Here is a 26,392-nt window from a genome sequence, read left to right on the forward strand (position 1 = left end):
AAATCAAAGCGAAAAACAATGACAACCAGCACAGAAACAGGCACCACGAGTACCACCGCAACCACACCAACTCTTGATACCGGCACCAGCCGCGAACTGAAAAAAGGCAGCCTGGCCGCCTTCAAGGGCTTGATGCCCTTTTTGACGCCGTACCGCAAGCAGTTCTTCCTGGCCGGTATCGCGCTGGTGGTCGCCGCCGCCTCCACCCTGGCCATCCCCGCCGCGTTCAAGCAGATGATCGACCTGGGTTTCGGCGGCGCGGCCGGCTCGAAAAGCATCCAGCATGTCGACCTGGTCTTCCTCGCCCTGTTCGGCGTGGCGTCCATCCTGGCGCTGGCCACGGCGGCGCGTTTTTACACAGTGTCGTGGCTGGGCGAGCGCGTCACGGCCGACATCCGCAGCGCCGTGTACCGCCACGTCGTCACGCAAAGCCCCGAATTCTTTGAAACTACGCAGACGGGCGAAGTCCTGTCGCGCATCACCACCGACACGACTTTGATACAGGCCGTGGTTGGCACCAGCATCTCCATGGCGCTGCGAAATGTGCTGCTGTTCCTGGGCGGCCTGGTAATGCTGTTCGTCACCAGCGCCAAGCTGGCCGGCATCATCATCGGCCTATTGATACTCGTCGTCGTGCCGATCATCGTGTTTGGCCGCCGCGTGCGCAAGCTGTCGCGCGATTCGCAGGACCGCATTGCCGACGCCTCGGCCATGGCTGGCGAAATCCTCAACGCCATGCCCACCGTGCAAGCGTTCACGCACGAGAAAATCGAATCGAAACGCTTTGGCGACTCCGTCGAAGGCGCTTTCATGACGGCCATGCGCCGCATCCGCGCCCGCGCCCTGCTCACCATGATCGCCATCCTGCTGGTCTTTGGCACCATCGTCTTCGTGCTGTGGCTGGGAGCGCGCGCCGTGCTGGAAGGTTCGATGACGGGCGGCGATCTGGGCCAGTTCATCCTGTACGCGTCCATCGTGGCCGGCGCCATCGGCGCTTTGTCTGAAGTCATGGGCGAAGCGCAGCGCGCCGCCGGTGCCACCGAGCGCCTGCTGGAATTGATGGCTGTCAAATCGGAAATCGAGTCCCCGGCCACGCCCCTGCCGCTGCCGGCGCGCGCCGCAAACGGCGCCTCACTGTCGCTGGACGATGTCATGTTCTCGTACCCGTCGCGTCCCGATACCCACGCGCTCGACCACGTCAGCCTCGATATCCGCGCCGGCGAAACGGTGGCCGTGGTGGGACCGTCCGGCGCCGGCAAGACCACGCTGTTCCAGCTGTTCCTGCGCTTCTATGACCCGCAAAGCGGCAGCATCCGCCTCGATGGCGTGGATATCAAGCAGCTGGACCTGCATACCCTGCGCGACGCGATTGGCATCGTGCCGCAAGATACGGTGATCTTCTCGGCCGATGCCATGGAAAACATCCGCTACGGCCGCGCCGGCGCCAGCGACGAGGAAGTCATCGCGGCGGCGAAAATGGCGGCAGCCCACGAATTCATCGAGCGCCTGCCGAATGGCTATAAATCCTTCCTCGGCGAACGGGGCGTGCGCCTGTCCGGCGGCCAGCGCCAGCGCATCGCCATCGCTCGCGCCCTGCTGAAAAACCCGCCCCTGCTGCTGCTCGATGAAGCGACCAGCGCGCTGGACGCGGAATCGGAACGCCTGGTGCAAAAGGCCCTGGAAGCGGCCATGGTGGGCCGCACCACGGTCATCATCGCGCACCGCCTTGCCACCGTGCAGCGGGCCGACCGTATCATCGTCATGGAAGACGGCAAGATTGTCGAAACGGGCACGCATGCCTCGCTGGTCGCAATGAAAGGCATTTACGCTAATTTAGCGGCCCTGCAATTCCATCACGTACAGCTCAATCCAGCAGAATAATCATGAACGCACTCTTTCACGCCAACCTGGGCATCACCGATTTCTGGACCTTTTTACTGGGGACCATCTTCATCGTCATCCTGCCCGGTCCCAATTCCATGTATGTGCTGTCGGTCGCCGCGCAACGAGGCGTGCGGCCCGCTTACCAGGGCGCCTTCGGCATCTTCGCCGGCGACCTGATATTGATGGTGCTGTCGGCCTGTGGCGTGGCCTCGCTGCTGAAAGCCAGCCCTGCCCTGTTTTATGTCGTGAAATACATCGGCGCGGCCTACCTGGGCTGGATCGGCCTGCAAATGCTGATCGGCTGCTGGCGCAAGTTGCGCGCGCCCGCGCCGGCTGAAGGCGAAGCGGCAGCGGCGCCAGCGCCCGTCAAGGAAAGCGATCCGTTCCGCAAGGCCCTGATCATCAGCCTGATGAACCCGAAGGCCATTTTGTTCTTCATTTCCTTCTTCATCCAGTTCGTCGACCCGGCCTTCCCGAATCCCGTGCTGTCCTTCATCGGCCTGGGCCTGATCTGCCAGGTGATCAGCTTTACCTACCTGACGGCCATCATCTTTGTGGGCGCGCGCCTGGCCGAGACCTTCCGCCGTCGCCGTCGCCTGTCTGCCGGCATGGGCGGCGGCGTGGGCGCCATGTTTATCGGCTTCGGCGCGAAGCTCGCCACGGCCACACTGTAAGGAAAAGCACCTTGAACGCCTTGTCCGACACTGAACTGCGCCAGCGCTGCCATACCGTCCTGCCGGGCCACCGCCAGCCCACGCCGGCGGCCACTTTCGCCGCGATGGCCGCCTGGTGCGAGGCCAATGACATCGCGCACGACACCTATGGCGAAGGCCCGCTGATCGAGCAATTCGAAAACAAGATCGCCAGCCTGCTCGGCTTCGAGGCTGCCGTGTTCTGCATCACGGGCACCATGACTCAGGTAACGGCCCTGCGCCTGGGTTGCCAGGACCGGGGTTCCTCGCTGGTGGCGCTGCATCCGACGTCGCACATCCTGCGCCACGAGCGGGGCAACCATGCATTGCTGGAGCACTTCAAGGGCTTGATGATCGGCGACCCGCACCGCCCGTGGACGGTCGATGACTTGCGCGCCGTGCCCGATGCGCTGGGCGCCGCGCAGGTCGAACTGCCAATGCGCGAAATTGGCGGCCAGTGCCCATCGTGGGATGAGTTGAGCCAGATCAAGCGGCACTGCCGCGAGCACAACATCCACCTGCACATGGATGGCGCGCGCCTGTGGGAAGCGCAAGCGGGTTTTGGCCAGCCCTTGCCCGCCATCTGCGATGGCTTTGATTCCGTGTATGTCTCGCTGTACAAGGGCATCGGCGGCCTCGGTGGCGCCATGCTGGCCGGCAGCCGCCCGTTTGTCGAACGGGCGCGCGCGTGGTTTCACCGCCAGGGCGGCAACATCGTGCACCGGACACCCTACGTGGTGGCCGCCGCCATGCAGTTCGACGCGCGCCTCGCCGCCATGCCCCGCTATTTCGAACGCACGCAGTGGCTATACGCACTGCTGCGCGACTTTCCGAGCATCGCCGTCAATCCCGCCAGCCCGCAAGCGAACATGCTGCATCTGCACCTGCCCGTCTCGCGAGAACGGGCCATCGCCATCCGCAACCAGGTGGCCGCAGACCACGGCATCTGGCTGTTTGCCCGCGCCAGCCACGCCGCCCTGCGAGGACACAGCGTGGTCGAATGGTATGTGGGGGATCAGCTACTGCAAATGCCGGACGACACCGTGCGGCTGGCCTTGACCCTGCTGGATCAGGGCATGCGCGGCAGGGAATGATCATGGTAGGTCGGGTTAGAGCGCAGCGCGTAACCCGACAACTTCCGAAAACCCATCAAAAGCCGGGGTCAGACCCGAAGGGTCTGACCCCATGCACCCAAAAAAAAGCGCCCGAAGGCGCTTTTTTCCTTTCATGGCGACCGGGTTGGTCGCCACTACCTGCTTAAAACTTGTAGTTATAAGCGAGACCGATCAGCTGCAGGCGGGTCTTGAACAGGCCCTTGGTGGTTTCACCATTGCCGGTGCAGCCGTTAGACAGCGGAGGCACGGGGCCGCAACCGTTCTTGTAGTTGACGTCAGCATCCTTGAAGTCGATATAGCTGTAGGCCAGGTCGATCGAGGAATTGGCGTTCAGCTTCCAGTTCGCGCCGATCGAGTACTGCATGCGGTCGCTGTCCGGCAAGGCAGGGTGGCGAAGTTCCGCGCTGCGTACTGGTGCCTGGTCATGGGCGATACCGGCGCGCAACAGCAGGTTTTCACTGTACTTGTAGTTGGTGCCCAGCGAGACGCGGTAAGTGTCTTTCCAGTTCTGGCGAATGCGCTCGGCGCCTTCGGCAGTCGGCGGGAACTGGATGTCCAGGTTCTGCAGGCGCGAGGTGCGGGTCCAGGTGACGTCGCCCATCAACGCCCACTTGTCATCCATCTGATGGAAGGCGTTGACCGACACGGTTTCCGGCGTGCGCAGTTCGACCAGTGCCTTGGAATTGACCTTGCCCGATGCACCGCTGATGAAGCCATTCACGGCCGCATTGTTCGACACTTGCGAGAAGTCCCAGATGGTGTCGCCTTTCAGCTTGTGCGAAATCGACGAGCGGTAGGAAATACCGAAACGCGTGCCTTCGTTCATCTGGTACAGATAGCCGAGGTTGAAGCCGAAGCCCCAGTCGTCGCCATCCATCGAGGCGTGGCCATCTTTGGCGCCTGCCAGTGCAATGCCGGCAGCATTCGCGGCAGCCGGACCTTGCGCTTGAGCAACACTTGCCAGGAAAGCCCTCGAGATGGTTGGATTCGCACTCAGAGCCTTGACCGTACCCGGCACGTCCACCGCTTGGCCCAGTTCCGCCTTCATGTATTCGGCCGTGATACCGAAGCCGAACGAGTGGTGCTGGTCCAGCTTGAACGAAACGGAAGGGTTCAGGGCGATGGCTTCGAGCTTGATGTTGGTGATCGCATAGCGGCCGCTCCAGCTGTTGCCGTAATCGAGCTTGGCGCCGTAAGGCACGAACAGGCCCATGCCGACGGTCCATTGTTCATCGATTTTTTTGCTGGCATACACGGCAGGCGCAAATACTACGTCCGGCACATAGTCCTTGGTCGTGCCACCTGTGGGCTTGCCCGTGAAATTGAAGGACCCATTATCCTGGAACGTCGAATGCGGTACTACCAAAGTGCCGCCGCCAACGAACTGCGTGCCTTCCAGGCGCGACAGGCCGGCCGGGTTGTAGAAAATGGTCGACGCATCGGCCGCTTCGGCGCCGCTGGCATCGGCCGTTCCCTGGGCGGAAACACTTTGCGAGCCAAAACGGTAGCCCGATGCTTGTGCGGTGGAAGAAATGCCGGCGAACGCGGCAACGATCAGCAGGGGCAGATATTTATGTTTCAAGTTAGTCTCTCTTTATTATACGAAGTGTCTTCGTCACATTGTCTCGGGTAGCTCAACCTCACCCGTATTGCACTGTTCTTGCCGCCGTGAACTCCCTCACTGACAGCATGAGCGAAGCATATAATATATTTTAGAAAAAAGCGAACGTTCGCTCTTTTTATGAAACAGCGTTGTTTTCCTCGTGAATCGCGGGGCTGTAGGGAGGCAGCACGGGCGCTGGAAGCGGTATCAGAAAGCGCTGCTGCATCAGCGCCAGCATCTGTTCGGCCGGTACGGGGCGCGAAATGAAATAGCCTTGCACCTCGTTGCATTGCAGCGCGCGCAGGATGTCGAGCTGCTCGCGCGTCTCCACCCCTTCGGCCACGACACTCATCCCCAGCGCATGCGCCATCGACAGGATGGCGCGCACGAACACCTCGCCCTGCTCCGAACGGCCCAGCTCCATGGTGAAGGCGCGGTCGATCTTCAAGCCATCCATGGCGAACTTCTGCAGCTGCGACAGCGAAGAATAGCCGGTACCGAAATCGTCGACCAGCAAGCGCACGCCCAGCGCGCGGATGGCCGACAGTTGCTCCACGGCGCGGTTCTGTTCGTCCATCATGGCCGATTCCGTAATTTCCACCTCGATCAGCCGCGCATCGATGCGGTGGCGCGCCAGCGCGGATGCCAGCACCTGGTGCACATCTCCACGGCCGAACTGGCGCGCCGACACGTTGATGGAGACGGGCACCAGTTCCAGCCCGCTGGCCTGCCAGCGCGCCATTTGCAGGCACACCTTCTCGATGACGACTTCGCCCAGCTGCGAAATCAGGCCGCTGCTCTCGGCCACGGGGATGAATTCCAGCGGCGGCACCATGCCATGCTGCGGGTGCTGCCAGCGCACCAGCGCCTCCATGCTGCACAGCTGCCCGTTCATGGCGTCGACGCGAGGCTGATAGACGACAAGAAACTGGTCCTGCTCCAGCGCCGCCACCAGGCTTTGTTCCAGTTCGCGGCGGTTGCGGATGGTTTCAAACAATTCTGGCTGGAAGAAACGGTGATGGCCCTTGCCTGCCACTTTCACAGCGTACATGGCGATATCGGCGTTCTTCAGCAGCACTTCCGTTTCGGCACCATCGCGCGGATACAGGCTGATGCCGATCGAGGCGCCCATCTTGTGGCGTTCGCTGCCCAGGTAAAACGGTTCGTCGAAGGCGCTGGCGATGCGCTGCGCCACCTGTTCGGCGCGGCTGTCGTCTTCCACCGGGTCGAGCACGACGACGAATTCATCGCCGCCCAGGCGCACCACGTGGTCGCCGGGCCGCAGCACGGCCTTCAGGCGCAGGGACGCGGCGCGCAACACCTTGTCGCCCTCCGCGTGGCCCTGCGTGTCGTTGATATCCTTGAAGCCGTCGAGGTCGATGAACAGCAGCCCCAGCATCTGCCCCGCGATGGCGGCGCGGCCCAGGGCGCCGGGCAGGAATTGCTGCAGCCAGTAGCGGTTGGGCAAGCCCGTCAAGCCATCTTCATTGGCCAGGCGGCGCAAATCGCGTTCGTGCTCCTTGGCCGTGCCGATGTCTTGCAGGGTCACGGCCAGGCGGTCGCCGCTGCGCACAAGGCGCCGGCGTATCCAGCGCAACTTGAACGGGTTACCTTCCGGCAACTCGATCTCTTCCTCGGAAAAACCGGACTGCATGGCGGCCCGGTAATGATGGATCAGGTCGCGGAAATACGGTTCGTGGGCACGCGACTGCAAGCGCATGCCCAGCAACTGCTCGCGGCGCACGCCGAAGTAGCCGGCACCCGGCTCGTTACAGTCGACGATCTCAAAGTCGAGGATGCTGCCATCCTCGCCGCGCAGGGCGGCAATGATGTAAAAGCCGTCGCTGGTGCCTTCAGTCGCCATGCGGTAGGCATTGCGCACCCCTTCGGACTGGTGGTGGCGCCACGCCAGGCGCAGCGACAGCACGGTGGCGACGGCGGCAAAGGCCAGCAGCAGCGCGGTGACGGCCAGGGCGATGCCGATATAAATGGTGCGCGTTTCCTCGTAAGGATGCAGCATTTCGCCGTCCGACAGTCCGACCACGGCCGTAAACGGATAGGCTTTCAACGCCTGCCAGCCTACATAGCGGCTTTGCTTGTCGGAAAAAGCGATCCTGCCGCCAGAATGCATGGCGCCGCTGTCCGTTTCCAGGAAGCTGGTGTCGAGAAACGGCGTGCCCTGGCCGCTCTGCATGGGCAGGACGCGCGAACCGAGGCGCGTGCTGAACAGCTGGCCCTCTTCGCCCACCATGGCGGACATGCCGAACTTGCCGAAATTGACGCTGTTGTAGAATTCGGAAAAATAGCTCGAATGAATGGAAATGAGCAGCACGCCATCAAAATTGCCATCCTCGTCTTCCAGCCGGCGCGTGAAATGCACGAGGCTTTCGTCCGCGCCCGGGGTTGCGGGGGCCGCCTCAGTGGCCCGTCCCAGCGCGATGCGCAGCGCGCTGGAATTGCTGCGCCAGTGGCGCAGCAGAAAATCGCTGCGCTCGTTGACCCGCAGGCGCTGCAGCGGCGCCGTGGCCGTCACGGGGTGTCCCTTGCGGTCGAGGATGGCGACGATGGCAAATTGCGGCAAGGCATACATGCCCTGCGTCTTCAATTGATCGAGGCGCAAACGTCCGCGCGAATTTTCCCACTCATACTTGAGCTGCAAAGTCAGCTGGTCCATCTGTTCCAGGGTGCGCAGCAAGTACTGGCCATATGCTTTCGACAGCGAAGACACGCTGTCGAGCGCCTGCTGTTGCGCCACCTTCTTTTCCGCCTCCAGCTGCAGCAAGGTGGCCGTCCACAGCATCGCGCACAGGACCAGCCCCAGCAAGGGCCAGGCCAGCATCAGGCGCAGGTTGGCCTTCAGAAAATCGGCCCTGCTCATCTCCACCACAGCGGCGTTATTATTATTTACAAATTGTCGCAAGAACATGGTGCAGCATCTACCGTTTCTGTGTATTTCTTTAAGGACACACAAATTACCACAGAGTCATGTTTACAGGTGAAACGGCAGCGCATTTATGTGTGCGGACGGCAGCCCGCCTGTCGCGCCTGCGTTACAATCACCATCCTTACCGTTGGAGAAATACATGCAGCAATATCAAGATTTGATCAAGACCGTGCTCGATACGGGCAGCTGGCAAGACAACCGCACGGGCATCCGCACCCTGAGCGTGCCAGGTGCCATGATGCGTTTCGACTTGGCCAACGGCAACTTCCCCGCCGTGACAACCAAGAAACTGGCTTTCAAATCCGTGATCGGCGAATTGTGCGCCTTCCTGCGCGCCTCGCGCAACGCGGCCGAGTTCCGCGCGCTGGGCTGCAAGGTGTGGGACCAGAACGCCAATGAAAATGCGCAATGGCTGGCCAATCCCTACCGCGAAGGCGAGGATGACCTCGGTCCCGTGTATGGCGTGCAATGGCGGCAATGGCCTGCCTACAAGCTGCTCGATGCCGACAAGCCGGCGCAGATTGCCGACGCGCAAGCAAACGGTTTCACGCTGGTTGCCCCCATCGTCGAAGACGGCGTGCAAAAAGTCTTGCTGTACAAGGCCGTGGACCAGTTGCGCGAGTGCCTCGATACCATCATGAATAACCCGGGCAGCCGGCGCATCCTGTTCCATGGCTGGAACCCGGCCGTGCTGGACGCCGTCGCCCTGCCCGCCTGCCATTTGCTGTACCAGTTCATCCCGAACGCCAGCACGCGCGAAATTTCCCTGTGTTTATATGTGCGCAGCAACGATATCGGCCTGGGCACACCGTTCAACATCGCCGAAGGCGCGGCCCTGCTGCACCTGGTGGCGCGCCTGACGGGCTACACGCCGCGCTGGTTCACTTACTTCATCGGCGACGCGCACATCTATGAAAACCACCTCGACATGGTGGAAGAGCAACTCAAGCGCACGCCCTTCCCCGCGCCGCGTTTCGTCATTTCAGACCGCGTGCCCGACTATGCGAAGACGGGTAAGTACGAGCCGGAATGGCTGGAAAAGATCGAACCGTCGGATTTCTCGCTGGAAGGCTATGAACACCATGCGCCCATCAAGGCGGCGATGGCCGTCTGATGGCGGTCGCACCGCTGGCCGCCCTGCACCGCAAGCTGTTTGACGAAACGGACGGCAGCAAGTTCGCCCGGCTGAAGGAGCGGCTGCTGAAAAAGCATGCCGCGCACGACCGCCTGGCCGTGCTGGACATTTTGACGGCGTATGCGCGCGATGGACAACTGCTGCACTGGCGCGCCTTTTTGATGAGCGATATCGTACAGTTGGCGGAAGCGAATGAACATTCCGCATTTTTCGCCTGGGCGTTGGTGCAGCCAGAGCTGGCCTACCGGGCCGTCGATGGCATGCTGAAAAGCATCGGCAAGGACGCTTATGCGCCCCTGGTGGCGCTGGCCGCGTCCAGCATCGCCAGCCTGGAAGTGCGGGCCAAGGCCGTGAAAAGCCTGGCCATCTTCAGCCGCCAGCCTTTCGATGCAGGTTTGCCGACAGACCCTGGCCACTGGAAGGCAGAGCAGCTGCAACTGGACGCCGTGCTGGCCTGGCAGCGCGATGGCACCCCGGATGGCGCAGGCCATGCGCTGCCCGTCACGCATGCGGCACTGGAGGATCCCCGCTCGCCGCTGGAAAAAGCCGCGGCCAGGCTGGAGAAAAAGCTGGCGGCCATACGCAGGAAGGAGCAGGACCTGGCGCAGCCATCGAACTGGCTGACCATCGCCAGCGCCGCCGACATGGCCGGCATCGCGCAACGCTGGGCCTTGCCGGAGCACTACCGGCGCTTCCTGGCTTGCCATTCACCGCTGCGGGTGTTTATCAACAGCCCACAGTATTTCCAGGGTTTGAGCCTGTACGGCGCGGCAGAACTGATCAAGGCGCAACACGGTTACGCCTGGAATCCCGTCAGCGGTGAAGCCATCGCCGGCTGGCCGGAACAGTACCTGGTGATTGCCGACGCGGGTGCCGATCCGTATTGCCTGGACCTGGGTGCGATTGCCGACGGCGACGCGCCCGTGTACACGGCCGAGCATGGCATGGGCGCATGGCGCTTCGAGCGCCATGCGGATAGTTTCATCGACTTCCTGAACGAAATCGCGGCAGCGGCCTAGCCTGGTTCGCCTCCCGCCCCGCCCGGGCCGGGGCCGCCCGGCCCACCGGGTCCCCGTCCACCCGGCGGACCGAAGCGCGGTTCCCGTTCGCCCTCTCTCGCCGCCGTGGTGGCCCCGCCCAGACGGTAAGACAGCCCCACATAAATCATGCGCCCATCGAAGCGCCGCGTGCTCGTCTCGCGCAACGATGCACTGTTGATGACGGTTTCCATCTTGTTGCTGCTGAACACATCGGTCACATTCATGACCAGGCTCAGCTGCGGCGTCAGCGTGTGGCGAAGACTGAGGTTCAAGGTGTTGTTCGGCGAGCGGTAGCCCTGCCCCGACAGCATCTTGCCTTGCATTTGCAGGGCCAGTTGCAGCTGGTTAGCGGGATTGATCTGGTAATTGAGGCGCGCGCGGCCGCTCAGCGCATTCGCCGTGCGCGTGCTGCGGTTGCCCAGGTCGTCCAAACTCGTTTGCTGGCTGCGCGCCAGGTTGCCGCTCGTGTTCAGGGTCAGCGACGGCGTCAGCTTGCCGCTGACGCTGAACTCCAGGCCGCTCGAATGGCTGCCCTCACCATTTTCCCGCGTGGTCAGCAGCACATTATCGCCAATAAAATAGCGGTAATCGACGATGGCGTCCGTGTCGCGCCGGTGGTAGGCACGCAAGCTGCTTTCCAGCCCGGCGATTTTCGTTTCATAGCCGATCTCGAACGAGTCCGTCTGCGTGGGTTTCAGCTTGGGATTGCCGGCCGACACATTGAATTCATCGCGATACACCACGTAAGGATTCAGGTCGCCCGCGCTCGGACGGCGCAGGCGGTGCGCATAGCTGAAGCGCAGATTGCTCTCGTCGCTGACCTTATACGTGGCGAACAGGCTGGGAATGTAGTTGATGTAGTTATTGCCAGCCTCGACGCCGCCCGTGATCTGGCGCACGTTCAAGTCCGTGTATTCGGCGCGCAGGCCGGCCAGTGCGCCCCAGCGCTCGGTCAGGCGCATCTGGTAGGAACCGTACAGTGCGACGGTGCGCTCATCGAGCTCGAAACGGTTGCTGCGCATGGGATTCACGGTTTCCGCCAGGCTGGCCGGGTTGATGTCCGTATATAAAGTGTCGAAGCTGCTCTTGTTGTCGGCCACCTTGTAGCCGAGCTTGGCCGTGCCGCCCGCCAGCGGACGCTCGTAGTCGCCGCTGAAGTCGATGATGCGGTTGCCCGTCTCGCTGTGCTGGCGCGCGCGGCTGTCGAAGGCATTCACTGGTGCGACCGTGTAGCTGTTGGCGTAATCGCTGTCGCTCTCGTTGGTCGACGAGGACACGCGCAAGTCGATCTTCAACGATTCGCCCGGCAACTCTCCCTTGTGGTCGTAGCGCGCCCCCCAACTGTAATTGCGGCTGTCGCCGTTGCGCACGGTGCTGCGCACATAGTCGCCGACGGTGCTGCCCGTGCTGTCGCCGTTGATGTAGCGGTCGAGCGAGCGCTGGTCGTTGCTGCGCCCGTTATACGACACGCTGGCGGCCAGCGTGTCGTTGGCGTTCAGGTTGTAATTGACGGTGCCGTGCAAGCCCAGCGAGTCATTCAAGCCATTGCTGGTGGAGCTTTGGCTGCTGGGGGCGAATGCCCCCGTGTCGCGTTCCAGGCGCTCGCGGCTGACCTCGCCGACGGAATTGCGGCCGTCATGGCGCACATTGATGCCGCCCTGATAGCCCCACGGCCCTTCGTTGTAGCTGCCGGACACGGCACTGTTGTAGCGCCCGGCGATGCCCGCATTCGCATTCACGGTGGCAAAGCCGCCCGGCTTGCGGTTGCGCCGCATCACCAGGTTCAAAATCGGGCCACCACCGGCCTCGTTGCCAAACTGGGCGCCGGGATTATTGATCACTTCCACCGATTCGATATCGTCGGCCGCCATGGCATTGAGCGTGGCGCCGCGCGAGTCGCCCTGCAGCATGGCCGACGGCTTGCCATCGATCAATATCTGCACATTGCTGCTGCCGCGCAAGGACACGGAGCCATCGGGATCCACGGCCACCGACGGCACATTGTTCAAGGCGTCGGCCGCCGTGCCATTGGTGCTGCCCACGTCGGACTTGACGTCGTAGACTTGCCGGTCGATGCGGCCCGTGGGACGTTCGGCCGTCACGCTGACGGAAGGAGTATCGGCGGCCGGCGCCTTGGCCGATACTGGTGCTGGTGCTGGCTTGACGACGTCGCCGCCAGTGACAGTTTGCGCCTGGGCAGCGGTGCCGGCGACCAGCAGGCTGCTACCCGCCAGGCAATGAAAAAAAAGTTTATGCATTTGGCTAAAAAATAATGGGGACACTACGGATGAGGCACTACGCCGCAGCGTGAGGGCATAGTTAAAGCATGCCACGACTCCATTGATCAAAGCAAATGCGAACCATTGTTATTTACTTCAATTTACAAATCTCTTCCACTTGTGGTCGTACAGCCTCATCCGAAGAACTTTGCGCTACCTTTACGCTACCTCAGCAAGCCATTGCCACGCGCCAGTGTCAGCCAGCCCGGATATTCCGTCATCAATAAATCATACAGTTCCGCATCGCTGTGCTCGTCGGGCGAGCTGACGGAAAAGTAATTGGCGTTGTCGACCAGACGCCCCTGCAATTCGTCGAGCTTTTCCAGGAAGGGAAAGTCGGAATCGGCAAAGGCGGCGAGGAATTTGCTTGTCGACTTGCGCCCCTTGCCGATGCCCATGAATTGCCAGAAGATCGGTTCATTGCTGGCCCAGCGCAATTGTTTCTCTGTCGTCGCCTGGTCGCTGGTGCCGCCATCGGTGACGAACATCACGTACACGGGCAATTCCGCCACGACGGGCCGCGTGCGCTCGCCGCCAGCCGCGTCGGGGAAATAAAACGCGCGGATCGCTTGCATGGCGGCACCATAGCGCGTGTCGCCTTCCAACGGGTGACGGGTGATCGCCTGCCCCACGTAAGCGTTACAATTACTCAATGCCATGGGCGTCGGATGGTGGACGTTCTTGCCGAACAGGAAAACATCGATCTCGCCATCGTCATCGAACTTGCAGCCCAACGCCAGGATGCGCTCGGCAAAGCGCTGCACCAGCCCCTCTTTATATAGCCGTCCCATGGAACCGGAAATATCCAGGCATAAACACACCTTGGCCCGATGCTCGGACAGGCCCACTTTTTGCAGCGACACGCCGGCCTGTTTGACCAGACTGACCAGTTGCGGCGCCTCGCGTTCGACGCGCTTTTCCAGGTTGATCTTTGCCTGCTGAATTGCCGAAGCCGCGGCAGCAGCAACAGGAACTGCAGGCGCGGCCTGGTCGACTTCGCCGCCGAAGTGGCGCACCAGCGCGTCCAGTCCCCCATTGAAACCCTGGCCCACGGCCATGCAGCGCCAGCCGCCATCCTTGCGGTAGAGTTCCAGCAGCATGACGGCTTTTTCTTGCGCAAAATCAGGCCCGGCAAAGGGAAAACGGGCCAGTTCGCGCGTCCCCGCCTGCAGGCGCACATGGCCGGATTGCAGCTGCGACATCACGCCGCCCCCATCGATCGAAGCCGTGACGACGAGACGGTCTATGCCGGCCGGCAAGCGCACCAGTTGCAAGGCAAACGCGGCCATGTCGCCACCGCTGCCGGCGCGCGCTTCCACGCCGCCGCACGGCGTGCGCGGCTGGTTGAAAAACGTCATGTAGCGCTCGTCGGACAGTTTGCCGCTCGCGTCGAGCCCGAAGCACGCCACATCGAGCGCCAGTCCCTGCGCGGCGACGCCGATTTCCAGCACGCCATCGGGAACGAGATTGGCCAGCGGCAAGCGCTGACCCTTGGCCAGAGTTTCCATCAGTGCCTCCTATGCAATGTAGCGGCGCGGATTGTCCGCATTGAAATCATCTTCATCTTCCTTGTCCTTGCCCTTGAAGACGACGGGACCGTTGAAGGCCAGCTGCAGGTTCTCGCCCTGCCAACTCAACCACGGCGTCGCTTCGCTGCCGGGCTCCGAGGTCTTGCCCGACGGTTCGAGAATGATGCTGTCGGGCGTAATGCGCGCCATGCCGATCACATAGGTGTAGACCGTATCGTCTTCGGCCGCCTTGGACAGGCGGAAGTCGAACGCGCATTCGACGATCTGCTCGCCGTATTGCATGACCATTTTCGGGCGCATGGACGCCACCGGGACGGCGCCGTTGGCCAGCGCCGAATACACGCTGAAGACCAGGCCCACCGTGCCGCCGTAATGTTGCGCCAGCGCAGGATTGACTTCCACCGTTTCCGTGGCAGGCTCCTTGCCTGACGCGCCCGCCACATCGCCCAGGTGGCGCACATAGGGCATGGCGTCAAAACTGCCGGGCATGTCCGGCGCCTGGATGAAGCGCATCTGGCCGTTCGGCAAGAGGATGCCGACCCGCAAATCAAGATCGTCGTTATCGTCTTCGCCATCGCCGTTATCGACCCAGGTGGCCTTCACGGTCAGTTTTTTCGGCGCGCCCGCGCCCTTTTCCAGCGAGACCTTGTGCGTCTGGCCCGCCTTCGTCAGCGAGATTTTCGACAGGGAAATCTTGGGTGACGGCACCGGTTCCGCGACGGCCTGCGCCACTTCGCCGCCGAAATGGGCGACCAGCGCGTCCAGCCCGCCGTTGAAACCCTGCCCCACGGCCATGAAGCGCCAGCCGCCATCCTTGCGGTAGAACTCGCCCAGCATGACGGCTTTTTCTTGCGCAAAATCAACGCCAGCATACGTGTAACGGGCCAATTCTCGCCCGCCATCGAGCAAGCGCAGGTAGCCGCTGCCCAGCTGCGCCATGGTGGCCGCGCCATCGATGGCGGCCGTGACGACCAGGCGTTCGATGGACCCAGGCAAGCGCTCCAGCTGGTAGCTGAAGCCGGCCGCATCGCCCGATGGCGCAGACACTTCCACGCCGCCGCAAGGCGTGCGCGGCTGGTTGAAGAAGGTCATGTAGCGCTCGTCGGACAATTTGCCGGCGGCATCGAGGCCGAAACAGGCAAAGTCCAGCGCCACGCCGGCGCTGGCGAGGCCCAGTTGCACGACGTTGCCCGTGACGAGGCCGGACAGCGCCAGGCGCTGCCCCTTGATCAGGTTTTCCATGGAATCAGGTAAATAAGAAGGGAGATACAAAGGATAAGCAAAACCGGGCAGCGTGGCCGCCCGGCAAAGGTACGCCCTTTCAGGCGTCAACATGCTTTTTAAGCATTAATGCCAAAGGAACGCGCCAGAGGGCCCAGGCCGCCCTTAAAGCCTTGGCCGATCGCCTTGAATTTCCATTCGCTGCCGGCGCGGTAGATTTCGCCGAAGATCATGGCCGCTTCCGTCGAACCGTCTTCCGACAGGTCGTAGCGGGCGATTTCCGTGCCGTTGTCGCCGTTCAGGCAACGGATGTAGGCCTTGCCCACCATGCCGAAGTTCTGCTTGCGGTTTTCCGCGTCGTGAATCGTGACGGCCACGGCGATCTTGTCGATGTCGGCCGGCACGTTGGCCAGGTCGACGGCGATTTTCTCGTCATCGCCATCGCCGCCGCCCGTGGTGTTATCGCCAGCGTGGACGATGGAGCCGTCCACCGACTTCAGGTTGTTGTAAAAAATGAAGTCGGCGTCGGAGCGGGCCTTGCCGTCGGTTTTCAGCAGGAAGGCGCTGCCGTCCAGGTCGAAAGCGGCACCATCGGTGGCGCGCGGGTCCCAGCCCAGGCCAATCACGATTTTCTTCAAGCCGGGAGCTTCCTTGCTCAGGTTAACATTACCGCCTTTTTGCAAACTGATCGCCATGGTGTTTCCTTTTTAATGTGGGGGTTGCATTCGGTGTTTCAGGTCTCGTCGCCGGTACCCCGGCTTGATGAGCCATGAGCCTACCATAAAGTCCCGGCTTGCCAGCCGCGCACTATTGAAAATAATGCCATATGGAAAAGGCTGCGCGCTACCCGGAGGCGCAAAATGACGGATAATGCCGCTCGACAAAAATTTTCACCATCCTGTACCAGGCTTGTCCTTGAACAATACAAAGATACGACTCGACTGCATCCCCGGCACCTTGTGCGACGAGCGCCTGTGGTCGCGCCTGGCGCCTGCCCTGGGCGATGCCTTTCATGTGCAGCACATGCCCTTGCATCAGGCGCGCACGCGCGCGCAGATGCAATCGATGATTGCCAGCCAGAGTGCGCCGCAAGCCCATCTGGTGGGCTTTTCGCTGGGCGCCTACCTGGCGCTCGAACATGCGCTGGCCCACCCGCAGCGCGTGCAGTCGTTGACTCTGATCGCCAATTCGGCCCAAGGCTTGCTGCCTGCGGAAATTGAAGCGCGCCAGCGCATCGTCGCCATGCTCGAACGCAATGCCTATGCGGGCATCACGCGCCAGCGCCTGCGCGAACTGCTGCACCCATCGCACCTGGACGATGTCGCCATCACCGGACTGATCCAGCAGATGGGGCTGGACCTGGGCAAGGAGGTGCTGCTGGCGCAATTTCTCACCACCATAGCCCGGCCCGACCTGATGGCGCGCTTGCCGGAACTCGATTTCCCCGTGCTGATCGTGGGCGCCGAAGACGACAAGCTCGTCAACCCTGACGACCTGCGCGCCATGGCGGCCCGCCTGCCACAGGCCACCTTGCATTTACTAAAAGACAACACGGGCCACATGATTCCGCTGGAAGCACCAGGCGCGCTGGCGCAAGCCATGCGCGCGCATCTGGAGGCGCCAGGCAATTTCAACGATAATGACGGGCATCGGGCCATGCCCCCACCACTTTGACAGAACCCATGAGCCATTTGACCATCATCGTCGCCACCGACCAGCAAGGCGGCATCGGCATCAACAACACCCTGCCGTGGAAATTGCCGGAAGACCTTGCGCATTTCAAGCGTTTGACGACGGGCCACCCCATCCTCATGGGCCGCAAGACCTTCGATTCCATCGGCCGCCCGCTGCCGAACCGCCGCAACATCGTCATCACGCGCAATGCAGACTGGCGCCATGAAGGCGTGGAAGCGGTGTCGTCGGTGGAAGCGGCCATCGCGCTGCTGGACGGCGCCGAAGGCTATGTCATCGGCGGCGCCGAAATCTACCAGCAGTCGCTGGCCCTGGCGCAGCGTTTGATCATCACGGAAATCGGCCAGACATTTGACTGCGACGCGTTTTTCCCCGCAGTGGATCATGCTGTATGGCAAGAAACCGCGCGCGAAGCGCATGTCTCGGAGAAATCCGGCCTGCTTTACGCCTTTGTCACGCTGCAACGCAAAGCCTGATAAGGTGATATAGATAGCCAGAATACTGCTGTAATACCCCTGTCACACCGTTGCGTCACGCTAGCGCAAGCGTGTGACGCTTTACTACGATATTTTTTTCCCGCAGACGCCGCATTTCTGCGAGAATCCCGTTCTTATTTTTTTTCTGCGGCTGCCGGGTTGTACTACCGCCTGAAGTCGCGCCCTAGTCCGCCCCTCCATTACGTCAGGGGCGGCTTGCTTTTTTGGAGACATGCATGAAATTTCGTTTCCCCATCGTCATCATTGACGAGGATTTCCGTTCTGAAAATACGTCCGGCCTGGGCATTCGCGCCCTTGCCGCCGCAATGGAAAAAGAAGGCATGGAAGTGCTGGGCGTGACCAGCTACGGCGATTTGTCGCAATTTGCCCAGCAACAATCGCGCGCGTCGGCCTTCGTGCTGTCGATCGACGATGAAGAATTCGGTGCCGGTTCCATCGAGGAAACGGACCACGCGCTCAAGTCCCTGCGCGCCTTCGTCGAAGAAATCCGCTACAAGAACGCCGACATCCCTATTTATCTGTATGGCGAAACGCGCACCTCGCGCCACATTCCCAACGATATCCTGCGCGAACTGCATGGCTTCATCCATATGTTTGAAGATACGCCGGAATTCGTCGCGCGCCACATCATCCGCGAAGCGAAATCCTACCTGGACGGCCTGTCGCCACCGTTCTTCCGCGCGCTGGTGCACTACGCCAACGACGGTTCCTATTCGTGGCACTGCCCCGGCCACTCGGGCGGCGTGGCTTTCCTGAAGTCGCCGATCGGCCAGATGTTCCACCAATTCTTCGGTGAAAACATGCTGCGCGCCGACGTCTGCAACGCCGTCGAGGAGCTGGGACAGCTGCTCGACCATACTGGCCCGGTCGCCGCGTCGGAGCGCAATGCGGCGCGCATCTTCAATGCCGATCATTGCTATTTCGTCACCAACGGCACCTCGACCTCGAACAAGATGGTGTGGCACTCGACCGTGGCGCCAGGCGACATCGTCGTCGTTGACCGCAACTGCCACAAGTCGATCTTGCATTCGATCATCATGTGCGGCGCCATTCCCGTGTTCCTGATGCCGACGCGCAATCACCTGGGCATCATCGGCCCCATCCCGCTGCACGAGTTCACACCGGAAAGCATTGCCCGCAAGATCGAGGCGAACCCATTCGCGCGCGAAGCGAAGAACAAGAAGCCGCGCATTTTGACCATCACGCAATCGACCTACGACGGCGTAATCTACAACGTGGAAACCCTGCGCGAAATGCTCGATGGCAAGATCGACACCCTGCACTTCGATGAAGCATGGCTGCCGCACGCGACCTTCCACGATTTCTACAAGAATATGCACGCCATCGGCAAGGACCGTCCGCGCGCCAAGGAATCGATGATCTTCTCGACCCAGTCCACGCACAAATTGCTGGCCGGCCTGTCGCAGGCGTCGCAAATCCTCGTGCGCGAATCGGACACGGTCAAGCTGGACCAGGACGCCTTCAACGAGGCTTACCTGATGCACACCTCCACTTCGCCGCAATACTCGATCATCGCCTCGTGCGACGTGGCCGCGGCCATGATGGAAGCGCCGGGCGGCACCGCCCTGGTGGAAGAATCGATCATGGAAGCGCTCGATTTCCGCCGCGCCATGAAAAAGATCGACCAGGAATGGGGCCAGGACTGGTGGTTCCAGGTGTGGGGTCCGTCCACCTTCAACGACGAAGGCATGGGCCAGCAGGAAGACTGGATGATACGCGCCGAGGATGACTGGCACGGCTTCGGCGACCTCGCCCCCGGCTTCAACATGCTCGACCCGATCAAGGCGACCATCGTCAACCCGGGCCTGTCGCTGGACGGCCAGTTCGGCGAGACGGGCATTCCCGCGTCCATCGTCACCAAATACCTGGCCGAGCATGGCGTCATCATTGAAAAATGCGGCCTGTACTCGTTCTTCATCATGTTTACCATCGGCATCACCAAGGGCCGCTGGAATACCCTGTTGACGGCCTTGCAGCAATTCAAGGATGACTACGACAAGAACCAGCCGATGTGGCGCATCCTGCCGGAATTTGCGGCCGCCAACCCACGCTACGAAAAAATGGGCTTGCGCGACCTGTGCCAGCAAATCCACGATTTCTACAAGGCTTACGACGTGGCGCGTTTGACGACGGAAATGTATCTGTCGGACATGATCCCGGCCATGAAGCCATCGGACGCGTTCGCCAAAATGGCGCACCGCGAAATCGAGCGCGTGGCCATCGACGAACTGGAAGGCCGCATCACGTCCATCCTGCTGACGCCGTATCCACCGGGCATTCCGCTCTTGATCCCGGGCGAGCGCTTCAACAAGACCATCGTCGACTACCTGCGCTTCGCGCGCGACTTCAACGAGCGCTTCCCAGGCTTTGAGACGGATGTGCATGGTCTCGTAAAACGCGAAGTCGATGGCAAGCGCGGTTACTTCGTGGACTGCGTGAAGTTGGACGAGAACGTCTAAAAACATCGCCGTTCCTTGAGCCGCGGTCATGAACGCCGCCTGATGCAAATCAGGCGGCGTTTCTCATTTCAGGCCAGCGCGCGCTCCGGTGAAAGACAGGCGAACGGCATTTCGCCGATGACGTAAAAACCATCGTTTCCGGCGAAGTCAGTTTCGTTGTCAAGATGAGCGTTCAGAAAAAATTGATTGAAAGGAATGATTACGTCGCTTATACGCCACAGTGCACGTGCTCGATAAAAAGTAATTTCCATTTTCAAAAAACAAACTTCGCGCTAGTTCGGCAAAAACATCCTCAATGATACGCCAACGCCCATTAAAAATAAACCTGACCAATATGTGGCGAGTGAATTGGAAACAAGATTTTGGTCAACAAGCCCTACACTGAGCGGGCTAGATTTTGATTGCCTGAAAGAAACCAAATGACTCACCCTACTTTACGCCGTGTGCTAGCCATCACCCTACTCAGCCTGCTTGCCGCCTGCGGTGGAGGCGGCGACAGTAAGACCAGCGCCGCCCAGAACCCGGACGTCCCGGTTGCGCCACCGGCCAAGCAGACAGCCACCTTTACGCGCCAGGAAGCGTCGCGCTTCCTGGGTCGCGCCACGTTCGGACCGGACATGGCGGCCATCGATGCGCTGACTGCCAGCGATAGCGATGCCTGGTTCCGCGCGCAGTTTTCCATGCCGCAAACCTTGCACCGGAAATATATTGACGCCATGCTGGCAGCGCAGGACGCCGGCGGGAAAAAAGTGAGTTTTACGGGGGTGTATGAAACCTTCTGGCAACAGGGCATCCGTGGCGAGGACCAATTGCGCCAACGCATGGCCTTTGCCCTGTCCGAGATTTTCGTTATTTCCATGCAGAATGATTCCGTACGGCCGCAGGTGCGGGGCGTGGCCAGTTACTACGACATGCTGGGCCAGCATGCTTTTGGCAACTTCCGCGACCTGCTGGAAGGCGTGGCCCTGCATCCGATGATGGGGCTATACCTGTCCCACCTGCGCAACCAGAAGGAATCGGCCACCCGCACGGCCGATGAAAACTTCGCCCGCGAAGTGATGCAACTGTTTACCATCGGCCTGTACCAACTGAATGCGGATGGCAGCCTGAAACTGTCCGGTGGCAAACCCATCGACACCTACACGCACGACGACGTGGCGGGCCTGGCTCGCGTGTTTACGGGCTGGAGCTGGGCCGGTCCGGACCAGAGCGCCACGCGCTTCTCTGGCGGCACGGCCGATCCCGACCGCGACTGGAAGCCGATGCAGAACTACGCGGCCTATCATTCCAGCGGCGACAAGCGTTTCCTGGGCCAAAGCATCTCCGGTGCCAGCAGCGGCCAGGACGACCTGAAACTGGCGCTCGATACCCTGTTCAATCATCCCAATGCGGGACCGTTCTTTGCCCGCCAGCTGATCCAGCGCCTGGTCAGCAGCAATCCCAGCCCCGCCTACGTGGGCCGCGTGGCCGCCGCGTTTGCAAACAACGGCAGCGGCGTGCGCGGCGACATGCAAGCCGTCATCCGTGCCGTGCTGCTCGACCCGGAGGCGCTGGCGCCAAGCGGCAGCACCTTGCGCACAGGCAAGCTGCGCGAGCCACTGCTGCGCCTGGCTGGCTGGATGCGCGCCTTCGATGCCAAGCCAGCTGGCGGCCGCTACAGCCTGTATTTCCTCGATGATCCTTTGAACGGGCTGGCCCAGAGTCCCTTGAATCCGCCTTCCGTATTCAGTTTTTTCCGCCCCGCCTATACGCCGCCCAATTCCGCCCTTGCCAGCGCGGGCCTGGTGGCGCCGGAACTGCAAATCACGGCGGAGCCGTCGGTGACGGGCTACCTGAACTTCATGCAAGATGCCATCAATAGCGGTGTGGGCGAGAGCCGTGAAGTCAAGCCCGACTACACGCGTGAACTGGCGCTGGCCAGCGACACGGGTGCCCTGCTCGACCGCATCGACCTGCTCCTGATGCATGGCAGCATGCCAGCCAGGCTGCGCGGACAGATCCTGACCGCCGTCAATGGCATCAACATCCCCACAGCGACGGCAAGCAATGCCACGCAAGTTGCCGCCGCCAAGGCCAACCGCGTCAAACTGGCCATTTTCCTGACCATGGCCTCGCCCGCCTACCTGGTGCAAAAGTAAGAGCAATCACATGCAAAATTTCCCATTTTCCCGCCGCCGCTTCCTCGGTTCCATGCTGAGCCTGGCCGGTACCACGGCCGCCCCCTTCGCCATGAACCTGGCCGCCATGGGCAACGCCGCCGCGCAATCGGCCGACGACTACAAGGCCATGGTCTGCCTGTTCATGGCAGGCGGCAACGACGCCTTCAACACGGTGCTGGCCACCGATCCGACCTCATGGAATGAATACTCGCGCCTGCGCAACACGGGCGGCGCCGATTCTATCCATCTGCCCGGCGTGGGCCAGACGGGCGGCGTCTTGCCGGTCGTGCCCGCTACCGCGCAAACGGGCCGCGCCTTCGCCCTGCATCCCCAACTGGCGCCGCTGAAAGACCTGTTCGACAATGGCCGCGCCGCCATCGTGGCCAATGTAGGCACCTTGATCCAGCCCGCCACCCTGGCGCAGTACAAGGCGCGCAGCGTAGCCTTGCCACCCAAGCTGTTCTCGCACAACGACCAGCAATCGACGTGGCAATCGGGTTCTCCGGAAGGCGCCAGCGTGGGCTGGGGCGGCCGGATGGCCGACGTGACAGGCTCGCTCAATACGAATGCCATGTTCACGGCCATTTCCGCCGCGGGCAACACCGTCTTCCTCAGCGGGCGCCAGGTGCGCCAGTTCCAGGTGGGCCAGGCAGGTGCCGTGTCCGTCCGCGGCCTGGGCGGCAGCCTGTATGGCAGCACGGGCGGCGCGGGCGCGCTGCAAGCCATCATCAACGATGCGGGCAGCGACCTGATCGAACAGGAACACGTGGCCGTCGTGCAACGCGCCATTTCCAGCCAGAGCACCCTCAGCGGCGCCATGCTGGCAGCCGGCGCGGGCGGCGTGCCCAATCCCCCACCCTATGTCAACCCGAACACGGGCGCGTCCGGCGTCAACCAGCTGGCCGTGCAATTGCAGACCGTGGCGCGCATCATCGGCGGGCGCGGCGCCCTGGGGGCGAAACGGCAAGTGTTTTATGTGACCTTGGGCAGTTTCGACACGCATGACCGCCAAAAGGAGCTGCACGGCGACTTGATGGCGCGCCTGGCGCACGCGCTCGCGTATTTCGACGCGACCCTGGCGGCCCTGCAGGGCGCCGACCTGCGGCGCCAGGTGACGACATTTACGGCATCGGACTTCGGCCGTACCTTCAGCAGCAACGGCGACGGCACGGATCACGGCTGGGGTGCACACCACTTTGTCGTGGGCGGCGCCGTGAAAGGCCGCGACATCTATGGCACTTTCCCCGTCACGGGCCTGGGCCATGCGCTGGACGTGGGTTCCGGCTCCCTGCTGCCGACCACCTCCGTCGACCAGTACGGCGCCACCCTGGCCAAGTGGTTCGGCGTGACAGACAGCCAGATGGCCGAGGTGTTCCCGAACATCGGCAACTTCAGCCTGCGCGACCTGGGTTTCATGACAGCAACTTAACCGTTGACGTCGATCGTCAGGGTGACGACATCGCCATCGCCGGCATTGCCCGTCGCCGTGGCCATCTGCAGGCTGGTGCCGTCGCTGAAGACGTTGTCGGTGGCATAGCTGATTTGTGCCCGGTTGCGCACGCTGGCCGTGTAGCCGCTGGCCGCGTCGACCTCGTTTAATGTTGCTATCGGGAACGTCAATTGCGAGGCCTTGATGCGTTTCGCGGGGCTTGCTGCCTTGGCCAGGCTGGGGTAGACCTCGACATGCACGTGCGGCATGCGCCACGCGTAGCAGCCGGGAGAGATCGTCGTGAAAGCAAGGTTGCCAGCGCTGTCCGTTTCCTGCACGCCGCGCGGGGCGCGGGGTCAGCTCCGTCTTTCGTACACGGTCTCAACCTTTGCCGTCTCGAGGAAGGGGCGCGATTGTAAGCAGACGTATGTAAAAGGGGGTAAAACCGCGCTGCGCAGCCCCTGTTGACTGCTATCATCGGGTGATATTCACCCGAAAAAAGCACAGCATGAGCAAGGTTTTGTTAATCGATGACGACGTGGAACTGGTCGGCATGTTCCAGGAATACCTGACGCAGGAAGGTTTTGACGCCCGCGCCGTGCATGACGGCGAAAGCGGCGCGGCCGAAGCGCTGACGGGCCTGTATGCCATCGCCGTCCTCGACGTCATGATGCCGCGCATGAATGGCCTGGAAACCCTGCGCCGCATCCGCGCTGGCAGCAACCTGCCCATCCTGATGCTGACGGCGCGCGGCGACGACACGGACCGCATCGTGGGCCTGGAACTGGGCGCCGACGATTACGTGACCAAGCCATGCACGCCGCGCGAGCTGACGGCGCGCATCCGCGCCATCCTGCGCCGTTCGCAAGCGGTGCCGCACGACAGCTCGGGCCTGGCGCCGCTGGCCGTGGGCCAGTTGACGATGTGGCCGGAACAGCGCCGCGCCGCCTGGGCAGGCGCGCACCTGGAGCTGACGAGCACGGAATTCAACCTGCTGGAAGTGCTGGTGCGCCATGCGGGCAAGCCCGTGAGCAAGAATCAGTTGTCCGAACTGGGTCTGGGCCGCCCCATGGCCCGCTTCGACCGCAATATCGACGTGCACTTGAGCAGCCTGCGCCGCAAGCTGGGCAGCCTGGCCGACGGCCGTTCCTGCCTGCAAACCGTGTACCGTCTCGGCTACCAGCTAATCAAGGAGTAAGCGTGGGCCGTCTGTTCTGGAAGTTTTTTCTGTGCATCATGCTGGCGCAAGTGACGGCCACCATCGGCATCGGCGGCACCTTCTGGCTGAAAAACCGGGCGGCGCAACAGGAGCGGGCCCTCGACATCGACACCAGCCCGCCCGCACAGATGGCCATCGAAGCGGCCAGCGCCACGCTGGAAGCGGGCGGCAGCAAGGCTTTGCAGCAATTTCTCGGCAAGATGGAGCGCCTGCGCGTGTTTGCCGTCGATGCCCAAGGGCAAGAATTGATGGGCCGCAAGGTCCATCCGGCCATACTCGGCAAGGCGCGCGCGCTGCTGGCGCAGGGCTCGCCCCATGCCGTGGTGCGCGAAGTCAGCGGCAGCGACGGCGCGCACTACCTGCTCTTCCTGCCCTCGTCCGTACGCTTTCGCACTGCTGAGGCGGGCGCCGCGCGCGACACGCTCAACGCCTTCACCCTGAGCGGCCCGCGCGCCATGAGCGGCCCCCGCGCCGATGCGCCCGGCATGTTGCCGCCGCACCCCGACTACCAGCGCGGCCCGCCGCCCGGACCGCGCATGGACAGCCCCTACCGCACCTTCATTCCCCTGGCCGCCGCCATCGCCGCCAGCCTGCTGTTCTCGTTCTTGCTGGCCTGGTATTTTGCGCGTCCCATCCGCGACCTGCGACAAGCGTTTGAGGCCGCCTCGCACGGCGACCTGGCGCCCCGCTTTCATGCAAGTAGCAAGCGCGCCGATGAATTGACGGACCTGGGCCGCGATTTCGACCGCATGACGGGCCGTTTGCGCAGCCTCATGGATAGCCAGACGCGCTTGCTGCATGATGTCTCGCACGAGCTGCGCTCGCCGCTGGCGCGCTTGCAAGCAGCCATCGGCCTGGCGCACCAGCAGCCGGAAAAGATGGACGCCTCGATGCAGCGCATCGAGCGCGAAAGCGAACGCATGGATAAGCTGATCGGCGAACTGCTGACCCTGTCGCGGCTGGAAGCGGGCGCCGCTTCGCCCCTCAGCGAAGACGTCGGCATCGCCGACCTGTTGCACGACGTTATGGAAGACGCCCGTTACGAAGCGAAGGCGCGCCAGGTGGGCATCGCCCTGGCGGGCGACGCGGCCATCGCCGACGCCGCTGTCACGGGCCGGCCGGAACTGCTGGCGCGCGCCGTGGAAAACGTAGTGCGCAATGCCGTCAAGCACAGCCCCGATGGCGGCACGGTGGAAATGAATTTGTCGCGCCTGCATGACGGCAAGCAGGATCTGCTGCGCATCGCCGTGCAGGACCGGGGGCCAGGCGTGGCCAGCGCCGACCTGGCCAGCATTTTCCAGCCATTCTTCCGCGCCAGCCATACCCAGCACAGCACGGACGGCCATGGCCTGGGCCTGGCCATCGCCCAGCACGTCATCAGTGCCCATGGCGGGCGCATCGGGGCCAGCTTGCGCAGCGGTGGCGGGCTGTGCGTGGAAATGCTGTTGCCCGTCAAAACGCCAGGCTGACCTGT

19 protein-coding genes are annotated in these 26,392 nt (G+C 62.2%); 12 read left to right on the plus strand and 7 right to left on the minus strand.

What is annotated here, in order from left to right:
• The first annotated feature begins 18 nt into the window (after nt 1-18).
• From ACQ4WN_RS20650 to ACQ4WN_RS20660, 3 genes are read left to right on the plus strand one after another with little or no spacing between them, the layout of a single operon-like run.
• Nucleotides 19-1,881 (plus strand): ABC transporter transmembrane domain-containing protein, encoded by a 1,863-nt coding sequence (locus ACQ4WN_RS20650; RefSeq protein WP_436553196.1) that lies wholly within the window; start codon nt 19-21, stop codon nt 1,879-1,881.
• A gap of 2 nt (nt 1,882-1,883) precedes the next feature.
• The gene (leuE, locus tag ACQ4WN_RS20655) at nt 1,884-2,558 is read left to right on the plus strand and encodes a leucine efflux protein LeuE (RefSeq protein ID WP_436553197.1); all 675 of its coding nucleotides are present in this window, start codon (nt 1,884-1,886) and stop codon (nt 2,556-2,558) included.
• A gap of 20 nt (nt 2,559-2,578) precedes the next feature.
• A complete protein-coding gene (locus tag ACQ4WN_RS20660) occupies nt 2,579-3,670 on the plus strand; it encodes a threonine aldolase family protein (RefSeq protein ID WP_436553257.1) in 1,092 nt (363 codons plus the stop codon).
• Nucleotides 3,671-3,833: 163 nt separating this feature from the next.
• Here the strand turns inward: ACQ4WN_RS20660 and ACQ4WN_RS20665 are convergent, their stop codons facing one another.
• Both ACQ4WN_RS20665 and ACQ4WN_RS20670 read right to left on the minus strand, forming a co-directional pair.
• Entirely contained in the window at nt 3,834-5,273 is a 1,440-nt protein-coding gene (locus tag ACQ4WN_RS20665) for an OmpP1/FadL family transporter (RefSeq protein WP_436553198.1), read from the minus strand.
• A gap of 157 nt (nt 5,274-5,430) precedes the next feature.
• Nucleotides 5,431-8,172: a bifunctional diguanylate cyclase/phosphodiesterase gene (locus tag ACQ4WN_RS20670; RefSeq protein ID WP_436553199.1), complete on the minus strand. Its 2,742-nt coding sequence runs from the start codon at nt 8,170-8,172 to the stop codon at nt 5,431-5,433.
• A gap of 205 nt (nt 8,173-8,377) precedes the next feature.
• Between ACQ4WN_RS20670 and ACQ4WN_RS20675 the strand changes: the two genes are divergently transcribed.
• Nucleotides 8,378-9,352 carry a thymidylate synthase gene (locus tag ACQ4WN_RS20675; protein ID WP_436553200.1) on the plus strand — a complete coding sequence of 325 codons (975 nt, stop codon included), beginning with the start codon at nt 8,378-8,380 and terminating at the stop codon, nt 9,350-9,352.
• A complete protein-coding gene (locus ACQ4WN_RS20680; RefSeq protein WP_436553201.1) occupies nt 9,352-10,392 on the plus strand; it encodes an SMI1/KNR4 family protein in 1,041 nt (346 codons plus the stop codon). The genes ACQ4WN_RS20675 and ACQ4WN_RS20680 overlap by 1 nt, the downstream gene beginning before the upstream one ends.
• Here the strand turns inward: ACQ4WN_RS20680 and ACQ4WN_RS20685 are convergent.
• The 4 genes from ACQ4WN_RS20685 to ACQ4WN_RS20700 all read right to left on the minus strand — a co-directional run bounded on the left by ACQ4WN_RS20685 (nt 10,389) and on the right by ACQ4WN_RS20700 (nt 16,137).
• Nucleotides 10,389-12,671: a TonB-dependent receptor domain-containing protein gene (locus ACQ4WN_RS20685; protein ID WP_436553202.1), complete on the minus strand. Its 2,283-nt coding sequence runs from the start codon at nt 12,669-12,671 to the stop codon at nt 10,389-10,391. The two genes, ACQ4WN_RS20680 and ACQ4WN_RS20685, sit on opposite strands and share 4 nt — an antisense overlap.
• Nucleotides 12,672-12,856: 185 nt before the next feature.
• Complete coding sequence (locus tag ACQ4WN_RS20690; protein WP_436553203.1) at nt 12,857-14,200, minus strand: VWA domain-containing protein; 1,344 nt, start codon at nt 14,198-14,200, stop codon at nt 12,857-12,859.
• A 9-nt stretch (nt 14,201-14,209) separates the two neighbouring features.
• Nucleotides 14,210-15,463: a TerD family protein gene (locus tag ACQ4WN_RS20695; protein ID WP_436553204.1), complete on the minus strand. Its 1,254-nt coding sequence runs from the start codon at nt 15,461-15,463 to the stop codon at nt 14,210-14,212.
• A 98-nt stretch (nt 15,464-15,561) separates the two neighbouring features.
• A complete protein-coding gene (locus tag ACQ4WN_RS20700; RefSeq protein WP_436553205.1) occupies nt 15,562-16,137 on the minus strand; it encodes a TerD family protein in 576 nt (191 codons plus the stop codon).
• A 220-nt stretch (nt 16,138-16,357) separates the two neighbouring features.
• On the opposite strand from ACQ4WN_RS20700, the gene ACQ4WN_RS20705 reads away from it, so the two are divergent.
• The 5 genes from ACQ4WN_RS20705 (at nt 16,358) to ACQ4WN_RS20725 (ending at nt 23,699) form a co-directional block, all read left to right on the plus strand.
• Nucleotides 16,358-17,116, plus strand: a complete 759-nt coding sequence (locus ACQ4WN_RS20705; protein WP_436553206.1) for an alpha/beta fold hydrolase — start codon at nt 16,358-16,360, stop codon at nt 17,114-17,116.
• A gap of 8 nt (nt 17,117-17,124) precedes the next feature.
• Nucleotides 17,125-17,610, plus strand: coding sequence for a dihydrofolate reductase (locus ACQ4WN_RS20710; RefSeq protein WP_436553207.1), 486 nt, complete (start codon nt 17,125-17,127; stop codon nt 17,608-17,610).
• Between the two features lie 236 nt (nt 17,611-17,846).
• Nucleotides 17,847-20,111, plus strand: coding sequence for an Orn/Lys/Arg family decarboxylase (locus ACQ4WN_RS20715; protein ID WP_436553208.1), 2,265 nt, complete (start codon nt 17,847-17,849; stop codon nt 20,109-20,111).
• Nucleotides 20,112-20,530: 419 nt separating this feature from the next.
• On the plus strand, nt 20,531-22,249 hold the full coding sequence (locus ACQ4WN_RS20720; RefSeq protein ID WP_436553209.1) for a DUF1800 domain-containing protein: 1,719 nt from the start codon (nt 20,531-20,533) through the stop codon (nt 22,247-22,249).
• A 10-nt stretch (nt 22,250-22,259) separates the two neighbouring features.
• A complete protein-coding gene (locus ACQ4WN_RS20725; protein ID WP_436553210.1) occupies nt 22,260-23,699 on the plus strand; it encodes a DUF1501 domain-containing protein in 1,440 nt (479 codons plus the stop codon).
• Here the strand turns inward: ACQ4WN_RS20725 and ACQ4WN_RS20730 are convergent.
• Nucleotides 23,696-23,968 (minus strand): peptidase associated/transthyretin-like domain-containing protein, encoded by a 273-nt coding sequence (locus ACQ4WN_RS20730; protein ID WP_436553211.1) that lies wholly within the window; start codon nt 23,966-23,968, stop codon nt 23,696-23,698. The genes ACQ4WN_RS20725 and ACQ4WN_RS20730 overlap by 4 nt on opposite strands.
• 239 nt (nt 23,969-24,207) lie before the next feature.
• Between ACQ4WN_RS20730 and ACQ4WN_RS20735 the strand changes: the two genes are divergently transcribed.
• Together ACQ4WN_RS20735 and ACQ4WN_RS20740 are read left to right on the plus strand one after the other, a co-directional pair.
• On the plus strand, nt 24,208-24,897 hold the full coding sequence (locus tag ACQ4WN_RS20735; RefSeq protein WP_436553212.1) for a response regulator transcription factor: 690 nt from the start codon (nt 24,208-24,210) through the stop codon (nt 24,895-24,897).
• Between the two features lie 2 nt (nt 24,898-24,899).
• A complete protein-coding gene (locus tag ACQ4WN_RS20740) occupies nt 24,900-26,387 on the plus strand; it encodes a sensor histidine kinase (RefSeq protein ID WP_436553213.1) in 1,488 nt (495 codons plus the stop codon).
• Nucleotides 26,388-26,392: the final 5 nt, after the last annotated feature.

This window comes from Janthinobacterium pasteuri (assembly GCF_051380775.1).
Classification (GTDB): domain Bacteria; phylum Pseudomonadota; class Gammaproteobacteria; order Burkholderiales; family Burkholderiaceae_D; genus Janthinobacterium.